The organism is Brevundimonas sp. KH_060, assembly GCF_057838275.1.
Genome location: NZ_CM174463.1, coordinates 1 through 16,232, shown reverse-complemented (window position 1 = coordinate 16,232; position 16,232 = coordinate 1). Strand labels below are relative to the sequence as shown.

Annotated in this window: 13 protein-coding genes; 4 read left to right on the top strand and 9 right to left on the bottom strand. The window is 69.0% G+C overall.

From position 1 onward, the window contains the following. Window position 1: 1 nt before the first annotated feature. The 3 genes from AC3IPP_RS00065 to AC3IPP_RS00055 all read right to left on the bottom strand — a co-directional run bounded on the left by AC3IPP_RS00065 (window position 2) and on the right by AC3IPP_RS00055 (window position 2,467). Window positions 2-640 (bottom strand): phosphoribosylanthranilate isomerase, encoded by a 639-nt coding sequence (locus AC3IPP_RS00065; RefSeq protein ID WP_087140454.1) that lies wholly within the window; start codon window positions 638-640, stop codon window positions 2-4. Window positions 641-792: 152 nt separating this feature from the next. Next, complete coding sequence (locus AC3IPP_RS00060; protein WP_489149873.1) at window positions 793-1,533, bottom strand: pseudouridine synthase; 741 nt, start codon at window positions 1,531-1,533, stop codon at window positions 793-795. 34 nt (window positions 1,534-1,567) lie between these two features. Next, a complete protein-coding gene (locus AC3IPP_RS00055) occupies window positions 1,568-2,467 on the bottom strand; it encodes a class I SAM-dependent methyltransferase (protein WP_489149872.1) in 900 nt (299 codons plus the stop codon). A 209-nt stretch (window positions 2,468-2,676) separates the two neighbouring features. On the opposite strand from AC3IPP_RS00055, the gene recQ reads away from it, so the two are divergent. Beyond that, complete coding sequence (gene recQ / locus AC3IPP_RS00050; protein ID WP_489151077.1) at window positions 2,677-4,545, top strand: DNA helicase RecQ; 1,869 nt, start codon at window positions 2,677-2,679, stop codon at window positions 4,543-4,545. Between the two features lie 81 nt (window positions 4,546-4,626). Beyond that, window positions 4,627-6,132 carry a S41 family peptidase gene (locus AC3IPP_RS00045; protein ID WP_489149871.1) on the top strand — a complete coding sequence of 502 codons (1,506 nt, stop codon included), beginning with the start codon at window positions 4,627-4,629 and terminating at the stop codon, window positions 6,130-6,132. Window positions 6,133-6,136: 4 nt separating this feature from the next. On the opposite strand, the gene AC3IPP_RS00040 is transcribed toward AC3IPP_RS00045, so the two are convergent. After that, window positions 6,137-7,063, bottom strand: coding sequence for an alpha/beta fold hydrolase (locus AC3IPP_RS00040; RefSeq protein WP_489149870.1), 927 nt, complete (start codon window positions 7,061-7,063; stop codon window positions 6,137-6,139). A gap of 115 nt (window positions 7,064-7,178) precedes the next feature. Between AC3IPP_RS00040 and AC3IPP_RS00035 the strand changes: the two genes are divergently transcribed. Next, complete coding sequence (locus tag AC3IPP_RS00035) at window positions 7,179-7,613, top strand: hypothetical protein (RefSeq protein ID WP_489149869.1); 435 nt, start codon at window positions 7,179-7,181, stop codon at window positions 7,611-7,613. A gap of 167 nt (window positions 7,614-7,780) precedes the next feature. Beyond that, window positions 7,781-9,145, top strand: a complete 1,365-nt coding sequence (locus AC3IPP_RS00030; RefSeq protein WP_489149868.1) for a diguanylate cyclase — start codon at window positions 7,781-7,783, stop codon at window positions 9,143-9,145. A 24-nt stretch (window positions 9,146-9,169) separates the two neighbouring features. Here AC3IPP_RS00030 and gyrB read toward each other — a convergent pair whose 3' ends face one another. From gyrB to dnaA, 5 genes are all read right to left on the bottom strand, one after another. Beyond that, window positions 9,170-11,599, bottom strand: a complete 2,430-nt coding sequence (gyrB, locus tag AC3IPP_RS00025; protein WP_489149867.1) for a DNA topoisomerase (ATP-hydrolyzing) subunit B — start codon at window positions 11,597-11,599, stop codon at window positions 9,170-9,172. Between the two features lie 136 nt (window positions 11,600-11,735). Continuing rightward, window positions 11,736-12,863: a DNA replication/repair protein RecF gene (gene recF, locus AC3IPP_RS00020; RefSeq protein WP_489149866.1), complete on the bottom strand. Its 1,128-nt coding sequence runs from the start codon at window positions 12,861-12,863 to the stop codon at window positions 11,736-11,738. Window positions 12,864-13,027: 164 nt separating this feature from the next. Next, window positions 13,028-13,312 (bottom strand): GIY-YIG nuclease family protein, encoded by a 285-nt coding sequence (locus AC3IPP_RS00015; RefSeq protein ID WP_489149865.1) that lies wholly within the window; start codon window positions 13,310-13,312, stop codon window positions 13,028-13,030. 58 nt (window positions 13,313-13,370) lie between these two features. Next, window positions 13,371-14,489 carry a DNA polymerase III subunit beta gene (gene dnaN, locus AC3IPP_RS00010; protein ID WP_489149864.1) on the bottom strand — a complete coding sequence of 373 codons (1,119 nt, stop codon included), beginning with the start codon at window positions 14,487-14,489 and terminating at the stop codon, window positions 13,371-13,373. A 315-nt stretch (window positions 14,490-14,804) separates the two neighbouring features. Continuing rightward, window positions 14,805-16,223, bottom strand: coding sequence for a chromosomal replication initiator protein DnaA (gene dnaA / locus AC3IPP_RS00005; RefSeq protein WP_489149863.1), 1,419 nt, complete (start codon window positions 16,221-16,223; stop codon window positions 14,805-14,807). Window positions 16,224-16,232 lie beyond the last annotated feature (9 nt).

Here is a 16,232-nt window from a genome sequence, read left to right as displayed (position 1 = left end):
ATCAGGACCGCGATGCGGCGTCCAGAAAAGCTTTGATCAGAGCCCGGTCCTTAACACCCGGCGCGCTTTCAACGCCAGAGGACACATCAACCATCGGCGCCCCTGAAATCCGCACCGCCTCGGTGAGATTTTGCGGATCTAGCCCTCCGGCGAGGAACCAGTTTGCCGGAAGCGTCCGGTTCTGCATCAGCGTCCAGTCGAACGAGGCCCCCACCCCGCCGGGCAGATCGGCGCCCTTGGGCGGCCTGGCGTCGAACAGCAGATGATCGGCGACGCCGGTCCAGTCCGCGACATCGGCGAAGTCGGCCTCATCCCGGATCGGCAGGGCCTTGATGATCCCCGCTCCCGTCAGCCTTCGCGCCTCGGCCGCGCGCTGCGGCGTCTCCTGGCCGTGCAACTGGATGAAGTCGGGCCGCAGGATCAGGGCGACCTCGCTCAACAGGGCGTCGTCGGGATCGACCAGGACGGCGACCACCTTCGCCTTGCCCCGTGCACGGTCGAACAGGGTCGCGGCGTGCAGCGGCGGGATGTGACGCGGGCTCTTCGGAAACACCACCGCCCCGACAAAGGCCGCCCCGCCCTCCAGCGCCGCATCCAGCGTGTCCGGCGTCGTCAGGCCGCAGATCTTGGTCAGTGTCATGAGACAGGCAGGTGCGCGAGCATGAAGAAGAGGTCAAGCACGCCCTTCTTCTCCCCGCTCACCCCGGCGGACGCCGGGGCCCAGTTCTTTGGCGGCAAACGCGGCGCGTGAAGCTCTCACTGGATCCCGGCGTCCGCCGGGATGAGCGGAGTTTAAGAGACAAAGATCGAAGCGATCTCAGCCTCGCTCAGCAGCCGCCAAGCGCCCGGCGCCAGATCGTCCGGCAGCGCCAGCCCGCCCAGCCGCTCGCGGTGCAGGGTCTCGACGTGGTTGCCCGCCGCCGCGAACATCCGGCGCACCTGATGATAGCGGCCCTCCGTCACCGTCAGCAGGGCCTCGGTCGGCGACACGACCTCCAGCACGGCGGGCGCCAGCGGCTTGTCCTCGCCCTCCAGCACCAACTCGCCCGAGGCGAACAGCGCCCCTTCCGTCCCGTTCAGCGGCCGCGCCAGCGTCGCGCGATAGACCTTGGCCACATGACGCTTGGGCGAGATCACCCGGTGCAGCAGGTCGCCGTCGTCGGTCAGCAGCAGCAGGCCCGAGGTCTGCTTGTCCAGCCGTCCGATGGTCGAGATCGCCGGGTCGCGCCGCCGCCAGCGGTCGGGCAGCACGTCATAGACCAGCGCCCCGTCCTCCTTGTGCGAACAGGTCATGCCCAGCGGCTTGTTCAGCAAAACGACCAGCCCCGCCACGGGGTCCAGCGCCTCGCCGTCGATCTCCATGCGGCTCGGCAGATCGGGCGTCACCGGAATGCGCTTCGACACATCGGTCAGATCGGCGCCGTCCAGCACGATGCCGCCCGCCTTGCCCAGCCGCGCCATCTCGGCCCGCGAGCCGTAGCCCATCGAGCCCAGCAGCTTGTCCACGCGGGACGTCGGAATCTTCTTGCTCATGCCCTATCGCCCTTCGGGCTACTTGAGGGCGGGATCACTTCACCGCCTCGAAAACCTTGTAGCCGCCCTGATCCACGACCATCCGCACCCGCTTGAAGGCGGCGTCCAGTTCGGCCTCATAGGGCAGATGGCGGTTGGCGACGATCCAGGCCGTTCCGCCCTTCTTCAGCATCTCGGCCGCCTTGCGAATGAAGGCCTGCCCCAACCGCCGGTCCTCGTCGCCACCGTCGTGGAAGGGCGGGTTGCTGACGATGAAGTTCAGATCGCCCGCCCCTTCCAGCGTCCGCACGTCGGCCCAGTCGAAGCTGGCCCGCGCGTCCTCGACATTGCGCTTCGCCGCCTCGACCGCGCGCCGGTCGATGTCGACCAGCCGCAGGGCCGTCACGCCGGGCGCGCGCAGCACCACCGTCGACAGCGCCCCGAAGCCGCAGCCCAGATCGGCGCCCAGCCCCTTCAGCGGCGGCAGCACCTGCGCCAGCAGCGCCGTGCCCGGATCGATCCGATCCCAGGCGAAGACGCCCGGCTGCGACCAGGCCTCCAGCCCCGGAACCACGCGCGGCGCACCCGCCTCGATCGCGGCGTCCAGCCCCTCGGCCGCCTCCGGTCGAATGACGATGCAGCGGCGATGGTGGGCCTTGGCCGTCTCGGCGACTTCAAGGCCAAAGGCCTTCAGCTCCTTGCCCAGCCGCGAGCCGCCCTTGTCCTTGGGCGCCATGACGTCCAGCCGCCCGCCGGGCTTCAGCGCCTTCAGCGCCAGCGCCAGCGTATAGCGACGCTCTACCGCGCCCGGCGGGGCATAAAGCATCACCCCGTCGGCTGATCCGGGCGCGACCGTCTCCAGCGCCGTCGAGCCAGGGATCAGGGGCGAGGTCTGCGTCGCCGTCGAGGGCGGATCGAACACCGCGGGCGGGCGGCCGTAGAGAAGCATGGTCATGATGCAGCCCATTATCCCTTCTCCCCTTGTGGGAGAAGGTGGCTGGCGCAGCCAGACGGATGAGGGGTCTCGCAAACTCTAAAAAAGACGGCTGCATCCTGAATCCAGAAACCCCTCATCCGAGCGCCTTCTCCCTCAAGGGGAGAAGGACGCGGCTGGAGGCGGGTTCGCGGGTGACACCCCCGGCCGAATACGGCACAACGGCCGCCATGTTGGACTTCCCCCCGCTCGCTGACTCCTCGCCCACGCTGGACGAGGCGCGGACCCTGCTGGAGCGCGTGTGGGGCCATGCCGATTTTCGCGGGCTTCAGGCGTCGGTGATCGAGGAAGTGCTGGCTGGACGCGACGTGCTGGCCGTGCTGCCGACCGGCGGCGGCAAAAGCGTCTGCTATCAGGTGCCCGCCATCCTGCGCGAGGGCGTGGGTCTGGTCGTCTCGCCGCTAATCGCCTTGATGACCGATCAGGTCGAGGCGTTGAAACAGCAGGGGGTGGCGGCGGCCCGGCTGGATTCGGGCCTGACCATGGACGAGCGTTCCGCCGTCTGGCGCGCGGCGCGCTCGGGCGAGCTGGACCTGCTGTACGTCTCGCCGGAAGGCTTGGCGTCGGGGTCCATGCTGGAGCGTCTGGCCGAACTGCCCATCAGCCTGATCGCCATCGACGAGGCGCACTGCGTGTCTCAGTGGGGCCATGACTTCCGCCCCGATTACCGCACCCTGGGTCGTCTGGCCGAGATCTTCCCCCGCGTGCCCCGCATCGCCGTTACCGCCACCGCCGACGCCCGGACGCGCGATGACATCCTGGCCTCTTTGAAGCTGGGCGAGGCCCGCGTCTTCGTCGACAGCTTCGCCCGCCCAAACCTGCAGCTGACCGCCGAGCGCAAGGTCAACGGCTCGCGCGCCCGCACCGACGCCCGCGTGGTTGAACTGGTGCGCGAACGACGCGGCCGCTCGGGCGTGGTCTATTGCGGCAGCCGCGACGGCTGCGAGCGAGTGGCCGACGCGCTGCGCGACGCCGGGACCAACGCCATCGCCTATCACGCCGGGTTCGACGCCCGCGAACGCGACCGGCGGCTGGAGCGCTTTCTGGCCGAGGACGGGACCGTCATGGTCGCCACCATCGCGTTCGGCATGGGGGTGGACAAGCCGGACGTGCGCTTCGTCATCCACGCCGATCCGCCGGGTTCGCTGGAAGCCTATTGGCAAGAGATCGGCCGCGCCGGACGCGACGGCGAACCGGCCGAGGGCATCACCCTGTATGGCCCGTCCGACATCGCCTGGTCCCTGCGCCGTCTCGACAGCCGCCCGATGGCCGAAGAGGTCAAACAGGTCCAGACTCGCAAGGTGCGCCAGCTGTTCGCCATGCTGGACGGCGCGACCTGTCGCCCGCAATCCGTGCGTCGCTATTTCGGCGAGCAGGACGCCGAGCCCTGCGGCGTCTGCGACGTCTGCGGCGATCCGCCCGCCACCTTCGACGCCCTCGTCCCCGCGCAGAAGGCGCTGGCGGCGGTGCAGCGGCTGGGCGAGCGCTTCGGCCGCACGCGCGTCATCGACCACCTGACCGGCCGGACCAAGGACGTTCAGCCATGGGAGGCGGGCCTATCCACCTGGGGCGTCGGGGCCGATCTGTCGCTGGTCGGCTGGCGCGACGTCATCGACCATCTGATGTTCGAAGGTCTCCTGGTCGAGGATCCCAATGACGGCAAGCCTCTTGTTCGCCTGGGCGACCCTCAGGCCGTGCGCGCCGTCTATCGCGGCGAGCGGGTGGTGCGGGTCAAGGAGCCGCCGACTCGCGCCGTGGCCGAGGACAAGCCGCGCCGCAACGCCGGGCGCAATCTGGCGGTCGAGGGACTGGACGCCGATGTGCGCGCCCGCTTCGAGGCCCTGCGCGCCTGGCGCCGCGAGCGCGCCATCGAGCAGCGCGTGCCACCCTACGTCATCTTCCAGGACAAGACCCTGGTCGAGATCGCCCTTCAGGAGCCGCGCGGCCTGGACCAGCTGGCCGTCATTCCTGGCGTCGGCGCAGGCAAGCTGGACCGCTACGGCCCGGCGGTGCTGGAGGCGCTGGAGGCCGTCGCCTGACGGTTTCCATGACCAAAGCTTAACTGGCGCGTCATTCCTCCGCCTGTCACCTCTTTCAGCGAGGATGACGAGGGGATGCTCATGAACCGAATGTTGACCGCAGGCTTCGCCTGCCTGGCGATGGCGGGCTCGGTTCAGGCGCAGGAAACCCCAAACGCAGCATCCGGACCGATGGACCAGCCGCGCGACTGGTCCGCTGCCCTGGTCCAGGACGCGACCGGCCTGCACGACATCATGATCGACAGCCACCCAGGCGTGCATGACCCGCTCAATCCCGGCTTCCGCGCGCGCCTGGATCAGGGGCTGGCGACGGCGCTGGAGCGGGCCAAGACCACCACGGATCGAGGCGGCTGGTGGTGGGCGATGCGCGCCTATGTCGCCAGCTTCGAGGACGGCCACGTTCAGATCCGCCTGACCCAGAGGGACTTCGGCTTCCCGACCCGCTGGCCCGGCTTTCTGACCGCCTATCGCGGCGCCGATCAGGTGGTCGCCGACCGCGATGAAAGCGACGACGCCGCCCCGCCGCTGGGCGCCCGGCTGATCGACTGCGACGGCGTGGACGCCGCGACCCTGGCCGAACAGCGCATCGGCCAGTTCCGGGGCCGCTGGTTCCTGGAGGCGATCAAGACCCGCTTCGGCGACTGGATGTTCCTGAGCTCAGAGAACCCGTGGCAGACAGAGATGAAGACCTGCCGTTTCGAGGCGGGCGACGCGACCAAGACCTACGCCCTTGACTGGCGTCCCGCGCCGGATGATCTGAGCGACCGCCGCGCCCGGCTGATGCCGGGCGCCCGGCCCGACTTCGCCCTGAAGCATTTCGACGACGGCGGCTTCTGGATCTCGACCCCCACCTTCAACGGCGACCCCGCCGGCGAAGCCTACGCCGAACTGACGGCCCTGGTCGCCGACATGAAAACCAAGCAGGACGCTCTGCGCGCCGCCCCCTATGTGGTGCTGGACCTGCGCGGCAACGGCGGCGGCTCCTCGCACTGGAGCCAGCTGATGGCCCAGGTCCTGTGGGGCGACGACTGGATGGCGGCCCATCCCGAACCGGCGATCGAAGGGGTCGACTGGCGCGCCTCGGACGGCAACATCGCCGAAATATCCGCCTTCCTCGACAAGCTGCGCGCCACGAACGGCCAGCCCGAGCTGATCGCCTGGGCCGAAGACGCCATCAACGGCATGAAGGCGGCGAAGGCCGCGGGCCAGGTCTATTGGCGCAGCGCCAATGACGATGACGACATCGACCCGGCGGCCCCGACCTTTCCCGCGCCGCGACTGATGACCGGACGGGTCTATGTCCTGACCGATTCCAGCTGCGGCTCGGCCTGCCTGGACGCCGTCGATCTGTGGAAGACCGTGGGGGCCGTCCAAGTCGGCCGCGAGACCTCGGCCGACACCGTCTACATGGAGATCAGGGAGCCGACCCTGCCCAGCGGCCTGGCCGAGATCGCCGTGCCGATGAAGGTCTATCGCGGCCGCGCGCGCGGCAACAACGAGCCGCAGCGCCCCCAATACGTCATCGAAGGCGACATGAGCGACGACGCGGCCCTGCTGGCCTCGATCCGTCGGCTTCAGCCGAACTGACGCCTCAGCGCAGGAAGCGTTCGACCGCCTGCTGGAACTGACGGGGGCGGTCGATCATGACCATGTGCTCGGCCCCCTCGATCCGTTCGAAGGCGGCGGGGTGCGGCAGGGAGCGGTAGCCCGCGCGGAACAGGCCGTCGACATGGCTGCGCGGACTCTTGTCGTCGGGGCTCCAGCCGTAGACGACAGTGACCGGCGCCTCGATCAGCGGCAGGCGCGAACGCAGGTCGGTGGTCATCACCTCATACAGGCCCTGGGCCAGCACGCGGCGATCGCCGCCCTGCCATCCCAGACCGCCCAGCAGGTTATCGGCGGCCCCGCCCAGCTCCAGCCCCATGGAGGAGGCCTGGGTCCGCAACGCCTGGTCGCCCAACAGCATCAGCCCCTGATAGGCGATGCGGGCCAGCGGCTCGACATCGGCGGCGGTCGAGCCGGGGCTGATCAGCGACGGGAAGAAGGGCGAGGCGTCCACCACCATGACCTTGCCGATGCGCTCGCCCGCGTCGGCGGCGACACGCAGCGCCACCTGACCGCCCATGGAATGACCGATCAGGGCCGGGCGACGCAGGCCCTGCTCTTCGATATAGCGGCGGATTTCGGCGGACGTCGGCGCGCCGACCAGCCCTTCGGCGTTACCGCCGGGCGCCGTTTCGCCAAAGCCGCGCACCGTCACCAGATGCACCCGATAGCGCCCCTCCAGCGCCGCCGCCGTGCGCGCCCAGACGGCCGAGGTCGAGGCCAGGCCGGGGATCAGCACGACGTCCGGTCCCTGGCCCTTCGTCTCGACCAGGATGCGTGACGACTGGAACGGCGCGGCGGCGGGCGTCGCGGGCTCGGTCGGCGCAGCCGCCGCCCCCGCCGGCAGGGCGACTCCAGCCAAGACGCCGGCCAAAACGGCGGACAAGACACTGAAACGGAGCGAATGGCGCATGACGTCAGCCTGCCGGTCGATAACGGCGAAACCTCGACCGGGGCGCGCGCACGGCTGGGCCATTGTGTTTTTTCTCCAACAGGAGTGAACTCGGTTCCTTCCTGGGGAGGATGCTATGAAACCAATCATTATCGCCATAGCCGCCGTCGCCGCTCTGGCCGCTTCACCCGCCCTGGCCGAAAGCTGGCACGTCGTCTCGCGCAGCTCGGCCACGGTCTTCATGCTGGACGTGGATTCCATCACCGAGGGGGACGGCGCACGCACGGCCCTGCTGGCGCGCGTGCCGGCGGCGGGCGCGACCGACGACCTGTCCTATTCCGCCGGCCAGATCAGCATCCGCTGCAGCGCCAACCAGTCCAAGCCGGGGGTGGAGATCCTCTACGGTCCCGACGGCGCCGAGCAGGAGCGAATCGACGACGGCTACGACTTCGACGCCATCGCCAAGAACTCTCTGGATTCCTACATCAAGGACATGCTGTGCGACGGCCAGCGCAGCACCAGCATCTATCCGTCCATCCGCGCCTTCATCGAGGCGGGACGCCCGCGCTAAGGCGGCGCCGTAAGGCGGCCCGCCCCTTGCCGGGGCGGGGTCCGGCGTCTATCGCCTAGCTTGGGGGCGCACGTCCCTGGTTCGGACGGGCCTTGCTCCATCCTCAGCGCCTGAGGCGACGCTCCAGGGCGGCCGAACCTGTAGTGTAAACAGTCAGAGTCGCCGCCTTGCCCCACCCGACGCCCGCTGTCGCCGCCTCGTCCCGCGTTCCCGAACCCTCTCTTGATCCGCAGAGCCTGGAGCGCCTGCGCGCCCTGCTCAGCGCCAACGCCGACGCCATGGTGGCCGCCTTCTATCAGGTGCTGCTCAACGACCCGGACGCCCAGACCTTCCTGCATCACTCCATCGTTCAGGAGCGGCTCAGCCCCTCGCTCCGCAGCTGGCTGATCGCCCTGTTCGCCCCGGACCTGGACACGCGCGACGCCGCCTTCATCGCCCGTCAGACCAAGATCGGCGAGGTCCACGCCCGTATCAAGATTCCCATGCACCTGGTCATGGCCGGAGCAGCTGTGCTGAAGGCGCGGCTGGCGGATGATCTGGCCAGCGATCCGGCGGCCTTCGACCTGTTGCGCCTGGCGGGCCAGCGCATCGACCACGCCCTTCGCCTGATGAGCCAGTCCTATGAGAGGGGCGCCAGCAACCGGGCGCGTCTGGACGAAGCCTATCGTCTGTTCTCCCTGGATCAGGACATCCACTTCGAGCGCGAAAGCCAGCGCGCGGGCCTGATGGAATGGAGCCAGAAGACCCTGTTCCGCATCCTGGGATCAGGCGGCGTCGATGGGGCGGGCGCGCTGGGCGCCTCGCCGTTCGGTCTGTGGATTCGTCACCGGGCCGACTTCCTGTTCGACGGTTCGCCGCACCTGTCGCGGCTGAACGCCGCCATGGACCGGATCGACAGGGAGCTGCTGCCGCGGTTCACGCCGAACGCCGCCCCGGCCGACCTCGCCGCGCCCCTGAAGGCGCTGGAAGCCGCCGTCGAGGAGGTCGCCTTCCTGTTGAACGAGATGTTCCAGGGCCTGGCGGGCATGGAGGGCGGCCGCGACCCGCTGACCCGCGCCCTGAACCGACGCTTCCTCTCGTCGATCCTCAGCCGCGAGATCGGCTTCGCCAACGCCAACCACACGCCCCTGTCGGTGCTGCTGCTGGACGTCGATCACTTCAAGCGGATCAACGATACGCACGGCCACCCGGTCGGCGACGAGGTGCTGCGCCAGGTGGCCGAGGCCGTGACCGAGAACGTGCGGCCCAGCGACTTCGTCTTCCGCTACGGCGGCGAAGAATTCCTAGTGGTCCTGGTCGAGACCAGCCTGCACCAGGCCGCGACCATCGCCGAGCGGATGCGCCTGGCCCTGGCGGCCAAGGCCATCACCACGGGCGGCCTGACCCCGTTCCACATCACGGCCTCGATAGGCGTGGCCGCGCATCAGGGCCACCCGGACGAGAACTATCTGGTGAAGGCGGCAGACGACGCCCTCTACCGCGCCAAGCAAAACGGCCGGAACCGGGTCGAGCAGGACCGCCGCGGCGTCTGACGACGCCGCGCGCAGCCCGCGCGATCAGGCGTCGACGGCGGCGTCCAGGGCGTTGTCCTGGATGAACTCGCGACGCGGCTCGACCACGTCGCCCATCAGCTTGGCGAACAGGTCGTCGGCGTCGTCGCCATGCTCCACCTTCACCTGCAGCAAGGTGCGGGCGTTGGCGTCCAGGGTGGTTTCCCACAGCTGTTCCGGGTTCATCTCGCCCAGGCCCTTGTAGCGCTGGATGGCGATGCCCTTCTTGCCCGCGTCCAGCACGGCCGCCAGCAGGTCCAGCGGGCCGCGGATGGTCGTCGTCTTGTCCTTGCGGCGATAGACGGCCGGGGCCGAGAACAGGCCGTCGAAGGCGGCGGCGCGTTCGGCCAGACGGCGAGCGTCCAGCGAGCGGCCCAGCACCTCGTCCAGCACGATGGTCTCGCTGACGGCGCGGCGCACGCGGTTGAACGCCACCCCGCCCTGGGCGGCCAGCTCGCCGCTCCACGGGCCGTCGCCTTCTTCGGCGTAGAGGTTCAGCCGTTCAGCCGCCCGCGCGGCGCGGTCGGCCAGCTCGCCGGCGTTTTCGTTGAACAGACCGGCCAGGGCGCCCTGCTCGATGGCGAAGGCCGGGGCGCGCGTCGCCAGCCGGTCGACCAGCGCCTTGAAGCCCTTGGCCTCGCGAACCAGCTCCTGCAGGTCCATGCCGGCGCGCACCTCGCCCGAGGCCAGTTCCAGCACGGCTTCGGCGCTGCCTTCCTCGATCAGATAGGCGTCCATCTCCGCCTGGTCCTTGACGTAGCGGTGCTGCTTGCCCTTCGACACCTTATAGAGCGGCGGCTGGGCGATATAGACGTGGCCGCGTTCGATCAGCTCCGGCATCTGACGATAGAAGAAGGTCAGCAGCAGGGTGCGGATGTGGGCGCCGTCGACGTCGGCGTCGGCCATCAGAATGATCTTGTGATAGCGCAGCTTGTCAGCGTTGAAGTCGTCGCGGCCGATGCCGGTGCCCAGCGCCAGGATCAGCGTGCCGATCAGGTCCGACGACAGCATCCGATCAAAGCGCGCGCGCTCGACGTTCAGGATCTTGCCGCGCAGGGGCAGGACGGCCTGGTTCTCGCGGTTGCGGGCCTGCTTGGCCGAGCCGCCTGCGGAATCGCCCTCGACGATGAAGAGTTCGGACTTGGCCGGATCGCGTTCCTGACAGTCGGCCAGCTTGCCGGGCAGGGAGCTGATCTCCAGCGCCGACTTGCGGCGGGTCAGGTCGCGCGCCTTGCGGGCGGCCTCACGGGCGGACGCTGCTTCGATGATCTTGGAGACGATCAGCTTGGCTTCGACCGGGTGTTCCTCGAACCACTCGGACAGGCCTTCCGAGCACAGGTTCTCGACCGCCGGGCGCACCTCGGACGAGACCAGCTTGTCCTTGGTCTGCGAGCTGAACTTCGGATCCGGCACCTTGACCGACAGGACGCAGGTCAGGCCTTCGCGGGCGTCCTCGCCGGTCGGCGCGACCTTCTCCTTCTTGGCTAGGCCCGAGCTCTCGATATAGCTGCCCATGACGCGGGTCAGCGAGGCGCGGAAGGCCGACAGGTGGGTGCCCCCATCCCGCTGCGGGATGTTGTTGGTGAAGCACAGCATGGTCTCGTGGTAGCTGTCGTTCCACCACAGGGCCAGGTCCAGCTCGATGCCGTCCTTCTGGCCGCGAATGACGATGACGTCCTTCAGGATCGGGGTCTTGGACTTGTCGAGGTGGCGCACGAAGGCTTCGACGCCGCCCTCATAGTGCAGCATGATCTCGATCGGCTCAGGCCCGCGATGGTCCGACAGCTTGATGACCACGCCCGAGTTCAGGAAGGCCAGCTCGCGCAGGCGGTGCTCCAGCGTCTTCAGATCGAAGTCGATGTGGCTGAAGGTCGTGACCGACGGATAGAAGGTGACCTCGGTGCCGGTCAGAAGACGGCCCTTGTCCTCGCGCATCGGCGCCTCGCCGATGACCGCCAGCGAGCGCACGGTCTCGCCGCGCTCGAAGCGGACGCTGTGCTTCTTGCCGTCGCGATAGATGACCAGCTCCAGCCAGTCCGACAGGGCGTTGACCACCGAGACGCCCACGCCGTGCAGGCCGCCCGACACCTTGTAGGAGTTCTGGTCGAACTTACCGCCCGCGTGCAGCTGGGTCATGATGACCTCGGCGGCGGAAATGCCTTCCTCGGCGTGGATGGCGGTCGGGATGCCGCGCCCGTTGTCGGTCACGGTGACCGAGCCGTCCTCGTTCAGGGTGACCGTCACCAGGTCGGCGTGGCCGGCCAGGGCCTCGTCGATGGCGTTGTCCACCACCTCATAGACCATGTGGTGCAGACCCGAGCCGTCGTCCGTGTCGCCGATATACATGCCGGGGCGCTTGCGCACCGCGTCCAGGCCTTTGAGAACCTTGATGGAATCGGCGCCGTATTCGGGCGAGGGAGCAGTCTGTTCGGTCATGAAAACGTCGGCTCAGGGTCCGCAGGCGGACAGGGAAGAGGCGACCCTGCGGCCGCCCGTCTCAGAGGCGCAAATCAGCGCGCCCCGAAGTCTCAGATATATAGGAAATTCGACGGGAAAAGCGAGCCTTTAAGCCCTAAGCGGACAGCCCGCCGCCTTCCACCGCCACGAACTGCGCCCGGCCTTCCAGCGCTGCGAACAACGGGCGTTCTGTCCCGGTCATGAAGGCCTGAAGCTTCAAGGCTTCGATCTCGTCGAACAGGGCGGCGCGGCGGGCTTCGTCCAGGTGGGCGGGCGCCTCGTCCAGCAGCAAAACGGGCTGCGCGGGCTGATCCGCCAGACGCGCCACCTGGGCCAGGATCAGGTTCAGCACCAGGGCTTTCTGCTCGCCGGACGACCCCTCGGCGGCGGGCCGGTTCTTCTCGCGGTGCAGCGCCGTCAGGTCCGAGCGGTGCGGCCCGAACAGGCTGCGCCCCGCCGCCGCGTCGCGGGCGCGGGCGCGCATCAGGCCTTCGCCCAGCGCCTCGACGATGTCGGCCTCATCCGCCCCCGCCGCCGCCATCTCTTCGGCCGGCCCCGCCAGGCCCAGATCGGCCTGAGGGAAGGGACGGTCGGCGCGGGCGTCGATCCCGGCCTGAAGCGCCTTCAGCGCCCCGGCGCGGGCCATCGCCGCCCGCGCGCCGCTCTCGGCCAGCCGGGCCTCCAGGGCGTCGAGCCACAAAGGATCGGCCGGGCGCGTCTCGTCGGTCAGCAGCCGTAACCGTTCGCGCAGAGCCTTCTCATAGGCGGAGACAACGGCCGCGTGGTCGGGATGGGCGGCGAAGACCAGCCGGTCGAAGAACCGCAGCCGCTCGGCCCGCGCGTCCGAGAACAGCCGGTCCTGCTCGGGCGTGGCCCAGACCGGGCGCAAATGATCCAGCAGCCGTCCCGGCGGCGCCGTCTCGCCGTCGATGCGCACGATGCGCCGCGCCGACAGCCCCATGGTCTGCACGCCGGTGCCGAGGCGCACCTCGTCGCCGTCGGCTGCCTGCAGCGTCGCCGCCACGGCCCAAGGCCGCCCGACCGCCTCGCCCGGCTCGCGCCGCCCCATCTCGGCCGCCGTCGCCCCGCGCAGCCCCTTGCCGGGGGTCAGCAGGCTGATCGCCTCCAGCAGATTGGTCTTGCCCGCCCCGTTCGGCCCATGCAGCACGACGGTTCCGCCGGAAATCGGCAGGGTCGCGCCCGCGTAGGAGCGGAAGTCGGTGAGGGCGAGGGAGGTGATCATGCGTTGATCAGCAGATACACCGATTTGGCGTAGGGGCGCTGAAGAAGAAACCGCTCACCCCGGCGGACGCCGGGGCCCAGTACGAACCACGCTCTGCGCGCTTGCAACCAAAGGACTGGATCTCGGCGCCCGCCGGGATGAGCGGGGCATAGGCTCAGCACGCATCAAAGCAGTGTCGGCAGCAGATCATCCCAAGCCGGGTTCATCCGCTCGATCAGGTCTAGCTTCCATTCACGGCGCCATTCCTTGATCTGGCGCTCACGACGAAAGGCTTCGTCGCGCGTGCCGTGGTGCTCATACCAGACGAGGCGAGAGACATCATATCTCGCTGTGAAACCGCCGCGCAGCGTCTCGCGATGCTCGACGACCCGCTTCAGCAGATCGTCGGTGGAGCCGGTGTAAAGCGTGCCGTTGCGGCGACCGGCCAGGATGTAGATGTAGAAAAACATCCAACCTCCCGGCGCGGCTCTCACTGGACCCCGGCGTCCGCCGGGGTGAGCGGTGTGGTTACACCCGCAGCGGCATCAGCACGTACTGGACGCCCACGTCGGCCGGGTCGAGCACCAGGGTCGGGCTGGCCGGGTCGGCGAATTTGAAGTGAGCCGTCTCGCCGGTGATCTGCCCGGCGACGTCCAGCAGGTATCGGGCGTTGAAGCCGATCTCGAACGGTTCGTCGGAATAGCCGATCTCGACCTCTTCCTCGGCCTGACCAGCTTCCATGTTGCGGACGGTCAGCTTCACCCGGTCGTTGTCGAAGGCCAGCTTCACCGAGCGGCTCTTTTCGGCCGAGATGGTGGCCACGCGGTCGACGGCCTTGGCGAACAGGGCGTTGTCGATGTCGGCCTGCTTGTCGTTGCCCTTGGGAATGACCCGCAGATAGTCGGGGAAGGCGCCGTCGATGACCTTGGAGGTCAGGCTGGCCTCGCCGAACTCGAAGCGGATCTTCTGGGCCGAGACCTGGACCTCGACCGGGCCGGCGCCGTCGTCCAGCAGGCGGCGGACCTGATCCACCGTCTTGCGCGGCACGATGACGCCGGGGCCGCCCGCCGCGCCTTCCGGCGCCGGGGTCTCGGCCAGGGCCAGACGGTGGCCGTCGGTGGCCACGGCGCGCAGCAGAGGAATGCCGCCGTCAGCCACGGTGTGCAGATACAGGCCGTTCAGATAGTAGCGCGTCTCTTCGGTCGAGACGGCGAAGCGGGTCTTGTCGATCAGACGCGCCAGATCTTCCTTGGGCAGGCTGTAGCGCGCGCCGGACGCCTCGGTCGACATGACCGGGAAGTCGCCCGCCGGCAGCACCGGCAGGTTGAAGCGCGAGCGGCCCGCCGCCACCACCAGACGCGGATCGTCGCCCGAATAGGTCAGCGACACCTCGGCGCCGTCCGGCAGCTTGCGCACGATCTCGTACAGGGTGTGGGCCGGGGCGGTGATCTGGCCCTCGACGTTCACCTGCGCCGGGGCCTCGTCGACCATCTCCATGTCCAGGTCGGTGGCCGCGAACGACAGGCGGTCGCGCCCGGCGCTCAGCAGCACGTTGGACAGGATCGGAATGGTGTTGCGACGCTCGACCACGCTCTGGACGTGCCCCAGGGCCCGAAGAAGCGCGGATCGTTCGATGGTCAGCTGCATTTGGTCTCGCCCGGTCGCGACCCCGCCGAAGCAGCGTCGCCGTAAATATGGGCAGGAACACTAGCGCATTGAGCGCAGGGGGCAACGGGCAGAGGCGCTTGCACGCCGTCTGCCCCCGATTTCCACAGGCTGCGCGCCCGAAAATCCGCTCATCCCGGCGAGGGCCGGGATCCAGATACAAACGTGGTGGTTGGTTAGAAAGGCCCACCGGAGCCGCAACGGCAGATAGCGAGCCTTACAATCTGGGTCCCAGCCTTCGCCGGGATGAGCGGGGAGAGGCGCTTAGCCGCGCAGTTTACGCGCCATTTTTCCTTGTTATCCGCGCAGTTTGCGCGTCAGGGCCTCGACGTCGCGGGCGATCTGGTCGTCCTTGGGCATCAGCTCTTCGATCTTGCGGACCCCGTGCAGGACGGTGGTGTGGTCGCGCCCGCCGAAGCGACGGCCGATGTCGGGATAGGAGCGGGTCGTGTGCTGCTTGCACAGGTACATGGCGACCTGACGCGGGCGGGCGATGGCGCGGGTGCGGCGCTCGCTCAGCAGGTCGGCCTGCTTCAGGTTGAAGTGCTCGGCCACCGTCTTCTGGATCTCGTCCACGGTGATGCGGCGCTCCGGCCCCGTGCGCAGGGCGGCGCCCAGTAGGGTCTGGACCTCATCCACCGTCAGGGCCGACAGACGGCTGCCGGCGACGGCGGCCAGGGTGTTCACGGCGCCTTCCAGCTCACGCATCGAGCCGGGGGTGCGGTCGATCAGATGCTCCAGCACGTCGGCGCGGGCCTCGCCCGAGACGACGCCCAGCTGGGCCAGGGCGTTCAGGCGCGACTGGGCCACGGCGACCTTGAGATCGCGGTCCGCCGCCTCGACCGGGCAGGTCAGGCCCGCCGCCAGGTGGCTGCGCAGGCGCGGCTCGACGTCGGTCAGGGCCATCGGCGCGCGGTCGGCCGACAGGACGATGCGCTTGCCGTCCTCGATCAGGGCCGTGAGGGTGTTCAGCAGCTCTTCCTGGGTCGAGGTCTTGCCGCCGACGAACTGGACGTCGTCCAGCAGCAGCATGTCGGCCGAGCGCAGGCTTTCCTTGAAGGCGGCGGTCGAGCGGTCCTGCATGGCCCGCACGAAGGTCGACAGGAAACGTTCGGCGGTCAGATAGACCACCTTGGCGTCCGGGCGCAGGCGCTGAGCCTCCCAGGCGATGGCGTTCAGCAGGTGCGTCTTGCCGTAGCCGTAGGGGCCGCAGAAGAAGACGGGGTTGAAGTGGCCGTCGGCCCAGGTCGCCACCTGCTTGGCGATGGCCAGGGCGAAGGCGTTGCCGTGGCCCTCGACGAAGCTGTCGAAGGTCAGGCGCTCCTGCAGGCCGGCGGCGCGCACGGCGCGGGCGCCGTCCGTCGCTGCGGCGAAGGCGGGCGCGGAAGCGGCCGGAGCGGCCGGGGCGGGGCTGATCGAGGCCAGGCGCGGGGCGTCGCGCAGACCGGACGGCGGCGCCGAACCCATCTCGGCGCGGCAGCGCACCTCCAGGCGACGCGACAGACCGTCCAGGCCCAGCCACAGCTCGTTCATGCGACGCAGGGCGTTCTTGCGCACCCAGTCGCGGGCATAGGCCGTCGGGGTGACCAGGATCAGATTGCCCTGGGAATCCACGCGCACGGCGGAAGGCGCGATATAGGAGCTGAAGGGACCATCCCCGATCTCAGCCTTCAGGCGGTCCGCCGCCTCGGTCCAGATACGGTTGGGATCCGTCATTCCCGCCAT